This is a genomic window from Clostridium estertheticum (assembly GCF_018861295.1).
Taxonomy (GTDB): Bacteria; Bacillota; Clostridia; order Clostridiales; family Clostridiaceae; genus Clostridium_AD; species Clostridium_AD estertheticum_D.
Map to the genome: position 1 here is coordinate 1 of NZ_JAHLDM010000001.1, position 13,647 is coordinate 13,647.

16 protein-coding genes and 1 pseudogene are annotated in these 13,647 nt (G+C 29.1%); 14 read left to right on the top strand and 3 right to left on the bottom strand.

What is annotated here, in order from left to right:
• The 12 genes and pseudogenes from KPL54_RS00005 to KPL54_RS00060 form a co-directional block, all read left to right on the top strand.
• Positions 1 to 824 (top strand): hypothetical protein (locus tag KPL54_RS00005; protein ID WP_216103653.1); only part of this gene is annotated, 824 nt, incomplete at its 5' end.
• 123 nt (positions 825 to 947) lie between these two features.
• Positions 948 to 1,400 carry a hypothetical protein gene (locus KPL54_RS00010; protein ID WP_216103654.1) on the top strand — a complete coding sequence of 151 codons (453 nt, stop codon included), beginning with the start codon at positions 948 to 950 and terminating at the stop codon, positions 1,398 to 1,400.
• Positions 1,401 to 1,423: 23 nt separating this feature from the next.
• On the top strand, positions 1,424 to 1,621 hold the full coding sequence (locus KPL54_RS00015; protein ID WP_216103655.1) for a phage holin: 198 nt from the start codon (positions 1,424 to 1,426) through the stop codon (positions 1,619 to 1,621).
• Positions 1,622 to 1,952: 331 nt separating this feature from the next.
• Positions 1,953 to 2,069, top strand: a pseudogene (locus KPL54_RS00020) (GGGtGRT protein); the annotation flags it as partial.
• Between the two features lie 225 nt (positions 2,070 to 2,294).
• On the top strand, positions 2,295 to 2,672 hold the full coding sequence (locus KPL54_RS00025; protein ID WP_216103656.1) for a GntR family transcriptional regulator: 378 nt from the start codon (positions 2,295 to 2,297) through the stop codon (positions 2,670 to 2,672).
• A gap of 46 nt (positions 2,673 to 2,718) precedes the next feature.
• Positions 2,719 to 3,579 carry an ABC transporter ATP-binding protein gene (locus KPL54_RS00030; RefSeq protein ID WP_216103657.1) on the top strand — a complete coding sequence of 287 codons (861 nt, stop codon included), beginning with the start codon at positions 2,719 to 2,721 and terminating at the stop codon, positions 3,577 to 3,579.
• Positions 3,579 to 4,247 carry an ABC-2 transporter permease gene (locus KPL54_RS00035; protein WP_216103658.1) on the top strand — a complete coding sequence of 223 codons (669 nt, stop codon included), beginning with the start codon at positions 3,579 to 3,581 and terminating at the stop codon, positions 4,245 to 4,247. The genes KPL54_RS00030 and KPL54_RS00035 overlap by 1 nt, the downstream gene beginning before the upstream one ends.
• 124 nt (positions 4,248 to 4,371) lie before the next feature.
• Positions 4,372 to 4,581 carry a hypothetical protein gene (locus KPL54_RS00040; protein ID WP_216103659.1) on the top strand — a complete coding sequence of 70 codons (210 nt, stop codon included), beginning with the start codon at positions 4,372 to 4,374 and terminating at the stop codon, positions 4,579 to 4,581.
• 360 nt (positions 4,582 to 4,941) lie between these two features.
• Complete coding sequence (locus KPL54_RS00045) at positions 4,942 to 5,205, top strand: hypothetical protein (protein ID WP_216103660.1); 264 nt, start codon at positions 4,942 to 4,944, stop codon at positions 5,203 to 5,205.
• A gap of 890 nt (positions 5,206 to 6,095) precedes the next feature.
• Positions 6,096 to 7,778 (top strand): ribonuclease J, encoded by a 1,683-nt coding sequence (locus KPL54_RS00050; protein ID WP_375372967.1) that lies wholly within the window; start codon positions 6,096 to 6,098, stop codon positions 7,776 to 7,778.
• 266 nt (positions 7,779 to 8,044) lie between these two features.
• The gene (locus KPL54_RS00055; RefSeq protein ID WP_253203284.1) at positions 8,045 to 8,971 is read left to right on the top strand and encodes a metal ABC transporter substrate-binding protein; all 927 of its coding nucleotides are present in this window, start codon (positions 8,045 to 8,047) and stop codon (positions 8,969 to 8,971) included.
• A gap of 212 nt (positions 8,972 to 9,183) precedes the next feature.
• A complete protein-coding gene (locus KPL54_RS00060) occupies positions 9,184 to 10,386 on the top strand; it encodes an EAL and HDOD domain-containing protein (protein WP_216103661.1) in 1,203 nt (400 codons plus the stop codon).
• 167 nt (positions 10,387 to 10,553) lie between these two features.
• Here KPL54_RS00060 and KPL54_RS00065 read toward each other — a convergent pair whose 3' ends face one another.
• The 3 genes from KPL54_RS00065 to KPL54_RS26390 form a co-directional block, all read right to left on the bottom strand.
• Complete coding sequence (locus KPL54_RS00065) at positions 10,554 to 10,817, bottom strand: HPr family phosphocarrier protein (RefSeq protein ID WP_216103662.1); 264 nt, start codon at positions 10,815 to 10,817, stop codon at positions 10,554 to 10,556.
• A gap of 201 nt (positions 10,818 to 11,018) precedes the next feature.
• On the bottom strand, positions 11,019 to 11,885 hold the full coding sequence (locus KPL54_RS00070) for an SDR family oxidoreductase (RefSeq protein ID WP_216103663.1): 867 nt from the start codon (positions 11,883 to 11,885) through the stop codon (positions 11,019 to 11,021).
• A 92-nt stretch (positions 11,886 to 11,977) separates the two neighbouring features.
• Complete coding sequence (locus tag KPL54_RS26390) at positions 11,978 to 12,139, bottom strand: glycine radical domain-containing protein (RefSeq protein WP_268038688.1); 162 nt, start codon at positions 12,137 to 12,139, stop codon at positions 11,978 to 11,980.
• Between the two features lie 157 nt (positions 12,140 to 12,296).
• Here KPL54_RS26390 and KPL54_RS00080 point away from each other — a divergent pair, with 157 nt between their 5' ends.
• Complete coding sequence (locus KPL54_RS00080) at positions 12,297 to 12,767, top strand: heme-degrading domain-containing protein (RefSeq protein ID WP_216103664.1); 471 nt, start codon at positions 12,297 to 12,299, stop codon at positions 12,765 to 12,767.
• Between the two features lie 79 nt (positions 12,768 to 12,846).
• Positions 12,847 to 13,608, top strand: coding sequence for a DeoR/GlpR family DNA-binding transcription regulator (locus KPL54_RS00085; RefSeq protein WP_216103665.1), 762 nt, complete (start codon positions 12,847 to 12,849; stop codon positions 13,606 to 13,608).
• The last annotated feature ends 39 nt before the right edge of the window (positions 13,609 to 13,647 follow it).

A 13,647-nucleotide genomic window follows, 5' to 3' on the forward strand; every position in this document is an offset into this window, starting at 1 on the left:
CTCCACTCAAAGGGACTGACTATTTTGACGGTAAAAATGGAATTAATGGAACTAACGGTATTACTCCTATCAAAGGGACTGACTATTTTGACGGTAAAAATGGAATTAATGGAACTAACGGTATTACTCCTATCAAAGGGACTGACTATTTTGATGGTGTAGATGGAAAAAATGGTTTAGATGGAACTGGTTCAGGAGATATGGCTAAATCGGTTTATGATCCTGATAATGATGGAAAAATAAATTACAATGATTTAGTTAATAAACCTATTTTATTGCAAGGTGAAAAGGGAAATGATGGTACAAGTATAACTGGAGCAAAAGGTGATAGTGGGTTCTCTCCTACAGTAACAGTAGCAACAAATACAGCAACAGAATACACATTATCTATTGTCGATGCAGTAGGAACAACAACGACTCCTAATTTAAAGGGTGCAGATGCTACTAGTGGTGGTAGTACAAGTATTGGTGGTTCAGATGATTATACACTTGATAAAGAAATAGAAGTAGGAGTATGGTTTAGTGGAGAAAAGCTATATAGAAAAGTAGTATTAGTACCTAATGTTACTGTTGGTGCTTTTAAAGTAACCTCTGCTAGTTTGGCAGGAACAGGAAATATAATTAAATCTATTATTGGAGGTATGGGTTGTACCGATTATTCTCAATGGTTTCCTGTACCTCATTATTCAGGAGCAGGTAGTATAGAGCCATTTTTAACAGATTATAGTAGCAATGTAATGATTAATAATAGTATTGCAGTTGCTAATGGCAAAAAATGGGTAGCGATATATTTATTTGTATTATATATAAGAAGACCAGTATAACAATAAAAAAGTAGAGTCCCAACGTTAATTAGAAACTCTACTTTAAATCCCCTAGAGGACAATTAAATTATAAACCTCTTCAGCAATAAATGTCAAATACTCAATACAAGGGAGGTTTTAGAAATGGAGGATACATGTGTGGATAGCAAAGTAAATAAAATTCAATTTGATACTATTACTAAGAATTTAGATAAAATAATGGACAAACAAGAAGATACAGTTAGCCGTGTAGTAATCTTAGAAAGAAATAACTTGGTTATGACACGAGAATTTGCAAACTTGCAAAAGAGCCAAGACCAACAACAAATACTTACATTAAAATTAGATAGAGAAACCAATGCAAAAATAGATTATCAATTTTCAAATTTATTGGCAAGTATTTCAAAAACGGATGATAAAAATGCTGATAAATTCGATAAAATAGCTGATGGACAAGAAATTATTTTAAATAAATTAGGGAGCATTGAGTCTAACAATAAAAATAAAATGGAGATAACTAAAGGAAAGATGGTTTTATATGGCTCAATTTTTGTGGCTTTAATTACTATATTACCTTTGCTAATAGCTTTAATATAATATGAAAGTGAGGTTTTATTAAAATGAAATTTGATAAGAGTAGATTTAAAAATTATAGTTTGTGGGTAGCAATAATAGCTTTAGTTCCTTTAGTATTATCAGGTTTTGGAGTTGCTATTGTTCCTGCTACATATACAGCAGTAACAAATAGTGTTCTTGCTATACTAGTAGCAATGGGAATTCTAAGCAATCCCCTAACTAGTGGAATAACAGATAAATAATTTAAAAGGACATTTAGGCTTAATTGCTTAGATGTCCCTTTTTCTTTTTTTTTGTAAAGCACACAATCGAATTCATAGCTACAGATTTAGCCATATTAAATATAATCTAACTAAGCAATGCAATTACACGTATAAATTTAATCTCTCTTAGATTGGATATAGAGCACAATAGAATTAATTACATAAGGTTTATTATGTTTATAATAAACTTTGAGTAACAATTTAACAATATTATGTTGACTATTTCCCAGAATAGGGTATAATGAAAGTAATATAACATGACCTGCTTTTCAATAAAAACTTATCTAAAGTTAGTGATACCAACGGTTTATCTTCATCTGTTCCAGCTCATGTAGAAATGATGGGACTTATCGGTATGGGAAACAATCCTATGGTTGGTGCTTCAGTTGCAGTTGCAGTTGCAGTACAAGAAGCAATGAGCAAATAAATTTTTTATTGTACGTTAATAAAAAAGTTTCTCATCTTGGTTTCTTATGTTTATAGAAAAGCTTAGGTTAAACTAGATAGGGACAAGCCTCACATTAAGTCATAATAGGCTAAATGTGGGGCTTTTTTTTATTTGTGATAAATATTGAAAAAGTTAAAATAATGTTGACATTAAATACTGCTGCGTATATACTGATTATATACAGTAGCTACAAAGGAGCGAATTATGAATATTATAATTTCGAATTCATCGCAAGATCCAATTTATGAACAAATAGTGACACAAATTAAAACTGCCATTATGAAAGAAGAATTAGCGCAGGGGGATGCATTACCTTCTATAAGGAGTTTAGCAAAAGAGCTTCTTATAAGTGTTATAACAACTAAGCGAGCTTATGAAGAACTTGAAAAAGAAGGTTTTATAGAGACTGTTCCTGGAAAAGGTTCATATGTATCATGTCAAAACAAAGATCTAATAAGAGAAAAAAGATTAAAAACTATAGAAGAAAACCTAGCTGGTGTTGTATCTGAAAGTAAGTTTTTAAATTTAAGTTTAGAAGAGTTACAAGGTATGTTAGCAATACTATATACCGAAGAAAATTAATACATAATTAAATTTTTAGTTTTGAACTAATTAAGGGGGAACAAACATGGATAACATTTTAGAAATAAAAAATTTAAATAAGTCTTATAATGATTTCACTCTAGACAATTTAACTTTTAATGTTGAAAGAGGTTCTATAATGGGGTTTATAGGTCCAAATGGTTCAGGTAAGAGTACCACTATAAAACTTATAATGAATCTTATTAAAAAAAATAGTGGAGATATAAATATTTTTGGATTAGATAATATAAAGCATAATAAAGAGATTAAGCAGAAAATCGGATTTGTTTATGACGAAAATTATTTTTATGAAGAATTAAACATCATAGAAATGAAAAACATTCTTCGACCTTTCTATAAAAGTTGGAATGATACTTTGTTTGAAAAGTATATAAAAGAATTTGAACTGCCTAAAAAGAATAAAATTAAAAATTTATCAAAAGGAATGAAAATGAAATTTTCTCTAGCATTAGCTCTTTGCCATAATGCAGAGCTTATTATAATGGATGAACCTACTTCTGGACTAGATCCAGTATTCAGAAGTGAACTTATAGATATTTTGTATAATGTAATTCAAGATGAAAATGTAAGTATATTCTTTTCAACCCACATAACTACTGACCTTGAAAAGATAGCTGATTATATTACTTTTATTAATAAAGGAAAATTAGTTTTCTCAAGGACTAAGGATGAAATTATTGAAAATTATGGAATGGTTAAAGGGAGTAAAGAACTTTTAGACAATGATATTAGGAGAGAATTTGTAAGCATAAAAGAAAATAGTTTTGGGTTTGAGGCTCTAACAAAGGATATTACTAAAGCAAGGGAGATATTTAAAGGCAGAGGCATTATTGAAAAGGCTTCTCTTGAAGACATTATGGTATATACAGTTAGGGGGAATATTTAATGGTGAATCTAATAATAAAGGATATTCTTATTCAAAAAAAGACCTTATTATTTACTTTTTTTTATACCATAGTTATATCAATTTGTTTTTATTCAGCTAATCCTAGTGATTTAGGCTTATATGTTTTAGCTCCTATATTAAATACCTATATGCATATAATTAATGCAGTAAACTATGATGACAAAAACAACAGTGAAATCGTATTAAATAGTTTACCACTTAATAGAGAGGATGTTGTTATAGCAAAATATATATCAATTTTTGTATTTGCGATAATACAAATTACTTATGCTATATTAATTGGGCTAATAGGAAAGGCTACTGGACTTTCAATATATAATGTATCAATTTCTTTATTTGATATTGGTTCAGTTTTTGCATCTATAGGTATATTTAGCGCTATATTTTTTCCGTTATATTTTAAATTTGGGGCCATAAAAATGAGAATATTTAACACTATATTGTTTATAATAATTTTTATAGTACCAATGAATGGTATTAGTTATGTTATTGAAAATCCTAATAATGTTTTTGTTCATAAGGTTAATTTATTTATAAACAACACTTCTAGTTTAACTATAAATTCTGTAGTTCTAATAACAGGCTTGATTTTATTTATGATTTCTCTAACAGTATCAATCCACATTTATAATAAAAAAGAGTTTTAATGAAATTAGATATCCATTGACTTATATTATTCATAATAAATAGTTATTCTTTAGTTTAGATAAATAAACCTTTAAAAAGAATAACAATGATTTTAATATATAAAATAAATTGGAGGTGTTATCAGTGAAGAAGAATAAATTATTAAGTATTGTAATTCACAATTTTCATGACTATAAAATGAGTTGTACTATGTTGTTTTTGGGCTTATCAGCAGGATTTGGGATACTGGGGAATAAGTTTGGTATGTTGTATTTGATTCTTTCATTTTTACCAGTGCTTGTATGGTCACTGCTTTGGTTTAATGAAAGAAAAACAACTGATACTTCATTATAATAAATAGCATAAATGTTTTAAAGCTTAAATCAATTTATGATTTTAATTGAAATCATAGATTGATTTTTTTGAGTATGGAAGCAAAAGAGTGGTAATAACTTATTTTACTGATTTGTGCTAGAAAATGATAAAGTGAAATAATCTATATAAAAAAATAATTGTTTTATTTTCTAAAAAGTGGCAATGATTATAAGTGAGTATAATAATTCGTAGTGTTTAGGAACAAATATAGTGAAATATATCAGCCGTATTTATAATGTAAGTTGATTATATATAATGAATTATATATAATAGGAATGTACAAGAAAAAGTATGAAGTAAATATAGTAATATTACTTATATTATACAAGGAGGAAATAAATGAATATAGATGTAAACTCACCACTTGATGAATTATTAGAAACTTGGGCTATGTATTCACAAAAACTTGTCTATACTATGCTAACTGAAAAAGCTGAAATTGATGAATTTAATAAAGTGAAATTAGTCCTAAAAACAAAAGGAATAATAAAATTAGAAATACATAATGTTTATGATAATGAATATGTTTTACATTATCTTAAGCATGGTGGACTATTTACAAAGAGAATTATTTTAAATAAGAAAGTAGCTAACTTAGAATAGTGCTAAATTTCATAAAGTATTTTCTAAAATAACTAGTGAATATGCTAGTTATTTTTTTATACGATAAGTAACGTTTGTATATGTTTACTATTCTTGTACAGTATAAATATAGAAATAAAACGATAATTTAAGTTTGAATAATGTGATATTTTAATCTATTGCGATTATTCTTAACCTTTTTTATATTATAATCAAATATAATATGGTATAATTACATTGGATTAGTATAATGCATTGGTATAGAATGTAGTTATTAGGGAATTATAAAGAACTCATACAGTGAGTAGTTTTAAAATATGAATAATAGTATAAAAATATATGTATAAAGAGAGTGGTGTTTTAAAAAGGCAGCACTTTAAAATATAAATTCATTAAAAACATTCAAAAATTTTATAAGAAAGGAGAAAGGGGAAAAGAAAAAATGGCTGTAAATATTGGAAATAGTGAAAAGCTAGAGAAAGCTGAGACTATTGAAAATATTAAGAGGATGAAACAATGACAATAGGTGAAATAGATTTGGATATCGGCAATACAAACTATTCTCTCACAAAAATAAATCATTATAAAGTAATTGTAATAAAAATATAAAAGAAAAGGTAGGTGAAAACCTGATTTATGGTTAGTTAATAGGAAAAAAACACTTGGAATAGTAAATTAACGAAGTTTCATAAGGAAGTATCTCATTTTATGGGTGGAAATTTAAAGCTCCTTGTGAAGTGGTTAATGCATCTTTAGAAGATGAGCAGCTCCGCGGCTAAAAGATTAATGTTAATTGTAGTAAGCGGTACTGACCTAAGTAATTATATTCTGTGATACTACCATTTTGTTTAGTAAACAGAACGAAAATATTGGATGGATAGAATGCCTAATATTTAGAAATCGGGGAAATAGTGAATAATAATTATAGAAGTAAGGGTAAAAACAAAATCAGAGTTATCCCAATAGGTGGACTTGGAGAAATTGGGAAAAACATTACTGCAATAGAATATAAAGAGGAAATTATTGTTATAGATTGTGGAATTTCGTTTCCAGATGTAGATATGTACGGAGTAGATTTGGTTATTCCAGATATAACATATCTTTTGGAAAATAAAGATAGAGTAAAAGGGATTTTCCTAACTCATGGTCATGAAGACCATATAGGAGCATTACCTTATGTTTTAAAACAGATGAATGTACCAGTGTATGGAACATGCCTAACACTAGGACTTGTAGAGAATAAGTTACAAGAACATGGAATACTCGCAGATTGTACACTAAATGTAATAAAAGCTGGGGATATAGTTAAGCTTGATAAAATTAGTGTAGAATTCATAAGAGTTAGCCATAGTATAGCGGATGCATGCTCTCTTTGTATACACACTCCTATTGGAAGAATTATACACACAGGAGATTTTAAGATAGATTATACTCCAATAGATGGAGAAGTTATAGATTTAGAGAGATTTGCAAAATTAGGCGGTCAAGGGGTTTTATTACTCATGGCTGATAGTACTAATGTAGAGCGTCCTGGTTTTACTATATCTGAGAAAGTAATTGGAGAAAATTTAAAGAAAATTTTCTATAAAGCTGAAGGTAGAATTATAGTAGCGTCATTCGCATCAAATATCCATAGAATACAGCAAATTGCAAATGCTTCAATTTTCTACGGAAGAAAAATAGCATTTAGCGGAAGAAGTATGGAAAGAATATCTGAAATAGCTATGGATCTAGGATATTTGCATATACCAGCTGAGGCTATAGTTACTGTAGCAGATCTTCATAACTATCCTGATGATAAGGTAACAATAGTAACTACAGGTAGTCAAGGTGAGCCACTAGCTGCGTTAACTAGGATGGCAGCATCTACTCATAGAAGTATTCAGATACAAAAGGGTGATTTGATTATTTTATCTGCATCTCCTATCCCAGGAAACGAAAAGTTCATATACAATGTTATAAATGAACTCTTTAAAAAGGGAGCTAATGTAATATACAATCCTACAGAGGAGATTCATGTTTCAGGGCATGCATGTCAAGAGGAATTAAAATTAATGCACGCATTAGTAAGACCTAAATATTTTATGCCAGTACATGGTGAATATAGACATCTAAAACAACATGCGCTACTTGCAGAAAAATTAGGAATGAGTCCTGATAATATTTTTATAGCAGAAACTGGACAGATATTAGAAGTAGCCCCAAGCGAATGTAGAATAGCTGGAAGAATTCAAACGGGAGCTATAATGGTAGATGGGCTTGGAGTTGGAGATGTTGGGAACATTGTGCTTCGTGATAGAAAGCACTTAGCTGAAGAGGGTATCCTTACTGTGGTAGTTACTATAGAAAGAGAGTCTTATAGCATTGTAGCAGGGCCAGACATAATAACTAGAGGATTCGTATACATGAAAGAATCTAATGAACTTATTAATGAGGCTAGAGATATTGTACGAAAAGAATTAGAACAGTGCTTAGGTAATAAAATTAAAGAATGGGCAGTAATAAAATCTAGTATTAGGAATGCTTTAGGCCAATTCTTATATATAAAAACTAAGAGAAGACCTATAATTATACCAATAATAATGGAAATATAATAAGGCTAAGTTTTATGATTTATGTTTAGTTATGGAAAAGAGTATGTATTGTAATAATACGTACTCTTTTTGTATGCTACATAAGAATGATGAGGCATAAGTTATAACATGAAATAATGGGAATAATTAAACTATTGACAAGGTACAAATACTTGAGTATATTATAAGATGAAATGCAAATGATTTGCAATAACTAAAAAGCGCCTTTAGGGGCTTTTAATATTTATAAGTAAATTGAAGGAAATGATTTAAGGAGTGAAAAAACATTGAAAAAAATTATTAGTATGATGCTTTTAACATGTATTATATTTACACTAGTTGGATGCTCAAAGTCTACACTTAATACCAAAGAAGAAGCTACGGGGACTCTTAAAAGTGATAAGTCAAAGCTACAGGTAGTTGTGTCTTTTAATCCATTGAAAGAGTTTGCAGAGGCTGTGGGTAAAGATAAAGTACAAGTAAAAACAGTAGTGCCAGAAGGCGTTGAGCCACATGATTTTGAACCAAAAATAAAGGATATGAAAAGTATAAGTGATGCTGATTTGTTTGTATATTCTGGATTTGGAATGGAAACATGGGTCTCTAAAACTCTAAGTGCTATAGATAATAAGAATTTAGTTGTTGTTGATTCGTCACTTGGAATAAATCCAATAAAAAGCCAGGGTGATGAAGTTCAGGAACATGGACAATTTGATCCGCATATATGGCTTAGCTTAAAAGACGCTAAAATTCAAACTAAAAATATAAAAGATGCTATGGTTAAAGCAGATAAAAAGAATAAAGTGTATTATGAGAAAAATTATGAAGAGTTTTCAAAGAAACTTGATAAACTTTATAGTGAATATAATTTAAAATTTGCAGGGATAAAAAACAAGAATTTTGTTACAGGTCATGCAGCCTTTGGGTATTTGTGCAGAGAGTTTGGGTTAACGCAAAATAGTGTAGAAGATGTATTCGCGGGAGGAGAGCCTACTCCTCAAAAACTAAAAAAAATAGTCGAGTTATCGAAAAAATATGGAGTGAAAGTTATTTTCATGGAGGAACTTGCAAGTCCTAGAGTGTCTAAAACCCTTGCAAAAGAGGTAGGGGCCAAGGTACAAAAGATATATACAATAGAAAGCAGTGAAGATAATAAAGGTTACCTTGAGAGTATGGAAGCGAATTTATCTGAGATATATGACAGCTTAAAATAATAATTAACCCCCGTCTTGATTAAGGCGGGGGTTAATTATTATTTTAAAACATTTATATTAGTTTAAAAATATTTATATTAGTTTAAAATTTGCTTGCATTATTAATAGTATAAACAAAATATATTGCATATTATATGCGATATTGTAAATGTGTGTAATATTATGTATAATAAACATAATACATCTTAAATGTATTTTAATGGAGGGGTAGTATGGATGTTTTTTTAGCAAGACAACCAATTCTTGATAAATTCAATAAATTACTTGGATATGAATTGTTATTTAGAGATAGCGGAAAAAACATATACCAAGCAGAAAGTGGAGATAAGGCAACTGTTGAAGTTATAAAAAACTGTTTTGTAAATATAGGAATTCAGGAAGTAACTGGAGGTAAAAAAGCGTTTATTAATTTTACTGAAAATATTTTAAAATCAGATATTTTTATGGTTTTGCCACCAGAGACGGTAATAATTGAAATATTAGAGGATATAGAACCTACAGAGGAAATAGTAGAGTTATGTAAAAATTTAAAAAAACAAGGTTATCTTATAGCCTTAGATGATTTTGTTTATTCAAGCAAGTACATAAAACTTATAGAGGTAGCAGATATAATTAAAGTGGATTTTAAAATAACTAAAGGGCATGAGAGAAGAAAAGTAATTGAACAGGTGAACTCCACCCATATAAACTTTATAGCAGAAAAAGTTGAAACTATGGAAGAATTCAATGAAGCTGTTTCGTTTGGGTATTCATACTTCCAAGGTTATTATTTTAGTAGACCACGAATGGTTTCAGGAAAAAGAATATCAGAAAATAAGATTGTTTATATGAAGTTATTACAGGAAATTAATAGTGGTAGTTTTGATATAGATAAAATAGAAGAGTTAATAAAAAAAGATGTATCATTATCGTTTAAACTTTTAAAACTTATAAATTCAGCAAATTATGTTTTTAGAAGTAAAATAAAGTCTATTAAACAAGCATTGTCATTACTTGGGGAAAAAGAAATAAAAAAGTGGTTATATTTAATAGTTTTTAAAACTATGGGTGAGGATAAACCAGAAATTATAGTAATAGAATCCTTAACAAGGGCAAGGTTTTCAGAATTAATATCATGTAAAATTAGAAAAGGTGCTAATTCATTTAATGCTTATATGATAGGTCTATTTTCTATGGTGGATTTACTTTTGGATGTACCACTAGAGCAAATACTTGAGGAATTATTGTTACCAATTGAAGTTAAGGGTGCTTTAGAAGGGTGTAGTAATAATGATTGTAGAAAATTACTTGATTTAATTATAAATTATGAAGAAGGCCGATGGGATGAGGTATCAAAAATTTCTAAACAACTAGAATTAGATGAAAAGTGGTTGCCAGATGCATATTATGAGGCAATCTTTTATGCTAATGAATAATTACCACGCACTTAGCACATATCAATTTCCTTTTAATTTTTATTAACTAATAAAAATTAATTTAATTTCAAAAAAATATTACTACTCAGATATTAATTCATAAAATATCTGAGTAGTAATAGATAATCAATGCTTATTTACTTCAGCATTTTAAATTATAAATTTGACTATTCTTCGCCAAATTTATTTTCTACAAGGCTTACTAAAGCAGCCATAGCTTCTTTTTCATCTGCGCCTTCTGTAACGATTTTAATTTCTTCGTCTTTTTTAAGTCCTAAACTCATTATGTTTATTATAGATTTTGCATTTGCAACTCCAGTACCATGTACGATACTAACAGTAGACTTAAATTTGCTTGCAGTTTTTACAAAGATAGAAGCTGGTCTTGCGTGTAACCCTTGTTCATTTAATATTTTAACTGTTTTTTCCATTAATATAGCCTCCTAAAATTTAAATGCTTATTCATCACTTATAACTTTCCTGATATCATAAAATATAAGGAAGATTCTGATTTCATAAGAATCGATCGTTAAAGTCGTGATAACTGTACCTATAATGTAAAATTTGTAAATGTTTTCTGTATACCATAAAATGCAGTATGTAAATAGTATAACATATTTATCTGTCATTTATTATAATTTTAATCTGAATTCTTTTAAGCATTTTTTAATTCCATCGCTTGATTCTGAAAAATTTATATTATAATTCTTAATTTTATCTGTACATAACCTTATATCACGCGAATGATTTTTATATTTACCGTAGTCTTTTTCTAATAATTCATCTATTCTATGTTCTAAACCAACTTCTTTTAATATTAAAGAACATATATAATAACGGTTTAAACTGTTTTGGCTACCAATGTGATAGGTATCATAAGGAAGATTAAATATTTGTGGAAATTGATCAATTACTTCATAAACATAGGTTAACCCTCTATATTCATTTGGGCTAGCCTTTATTTTTTTACCTTTTAAAATACTAGATAAGGTATCCCAAAGTATATTGGGTGACATACTACAATTTCGTTCTGGAAGACCGAAGAGCCAAGTAAATCTTAAAATCCAAAGTTCATCTAATGTTTGTTTAAGTATTCCTTCAGCTTCTAGTTTATTTTCACCGTACACGGTGCTTGGGCACGGGGTAACATCTTCTGAATATGGACCAGGTTCAACATTTCCATTAAAAACTTGCTCAGAGCTAAGAAATATCATTTTTGCTTTGAATTCTTTGCAGGCTTTTGCAACATTGATTGCTCCTGTAACATTAATTTTATAGGCTAACTCAGGATTTTTGTCGCAAAATTCCGTGCTTGCGATAGCAGCTGCATGAATAACGTAGTCAGGCTTAAATTTTTTAATGGTTTCAGTAACATTAGATTCATCAGTGACATCAAGCATAGATGAACTTGCTGAGAGTATTTCATAAGTGTTTCTATATTTGGTAGCAAATCTTGTACAAAAGAAACCATTTCCGCCGGTTAATAATATTTTTTTCATTTTAGCACCTCATTTTATATTTTGTGAATTGTTAATAATTAACCACTAATAACTACTTTTAGGCCATTATTTAAAGATCAGATAATCACTTCCTAATATAAAGTATGTTCAGTTCTTCTTATAATATTATCTTGAATATCACGGCTGAGTTCTATAAAAAATGCAATGTAACCTGTAACCCTTACTACTAGACTCTTATAAGCATTTGGACTTGCCTGAGCGTTCTTAAGAGTGATTGCAAAAACAACTAACAATTTATTGTTTGTTATTATTGTTTATTGTTTATTCCTATTGTATAATGAAATTAATAGAATTTCAATATGTAATTACAAATAAATTATTGCTAGTTTAGGTGCTAAAATAGTATTAAAGATAATAATTAACGTAAAAAGCTAAGAGGGGAGAAACATTATGGAAGATTATGAAAAAATGCTAAGGGATATAGAAAAGCAAGAGGAAATGTTGCAATTTACTGAGTTCACAAGTGAGACAGCACTAAAAATAGGAATTAAGTTAATTGAAAAAGCAAGAGCAGAAAATTTGTCTTTAACAATTGATATTACAAAGGGTGGGCATCAAATATTTCACTATGCATTTGAGGGAACAACGCCAGATAATGATGCTTGGATTATTAGAAAAAATAGGGTTGTTAATAGATTTTGGACCAGTTCTTTGTACATTGGAACCAAGCTAAAAATTACAGACAAAGCAATTGATGAAAAGTATTTTATATCAGACAAGGAATATAGCGCACATGGAGGTGCATTCCCTATAATTATTAAGAATGTGGGGGTAGTAGGTACTATTACTTCATCAGGTGCTGAGCAAATGGTAGAACACAACTTAATTGTAGAGGTATTAAAAGAGTTTCTAAAAAAGTAAGGTTACGTAAGGGGATTTTTTTAAGGGGAGAAAAATTTATACTAAAGAATGAATGATTAATGGGGTAAGGTGGGATACTATGTTTGCACAGGAGAGGTCCGAGAAAATCATCCAGCTGTTAAATGAAAATCAAAAGGTAGTTGTAAAGGAACTAAGTAAAAGGTTTAATGTAACAGAGGATTGTATAAGAAAAGATTTAAAAACTTTGGAAAAACAGGGAATTATTAAAAGAACATATGGCGGAGGGGTACTAAATAGGCAGTTTGCACCACATGATGATATTTTGAGACGAGTAAATATTAATTTAGAAGGTAAAATAAAAATTGCAGAAAAGGCTTTTGAACTTATAAAGTCTGGAGAAACAATTTTTTTAGATATATCATCCATAAATATATTAATTGCAGAGAAAATTGCAAAAGGCAATAAAGAGCTCCTAGTTATAACTAACATGATTGATATTATTAGAACATTTTCAAAATGTGATCATGTGGGCGTAATAGGCACTGGTGGAGTCTTTAATAAAGAAGTGAATGGTTTCGTAGGATCGTCAGCTATTGAGTGTATATTAAAGCACAAGGTAAATAGAGCCTTTATAGGTAGTTGTGGAGTTAATATGTTTGATAAAAGTATTACAACCTATGATGTTGAAGATGGGAACACAAAAAAAGCTATTATTAGTTCAGGTAAAAAAGTGTATTTAGTGATAGAAAACAAGAAGTTTTATTATGATGCAACTTATAAATTTGCAGAAATCTCTGATGTAGATGTTATCATTGTAGATGAGACTCCAGATGATAAAATTTGCTCGGTATTAGAAAAGATGAATGTAGAGCTAATCTAAAATTATAGTAAATAAATATGGTTAGTGGTAATCTTTTTT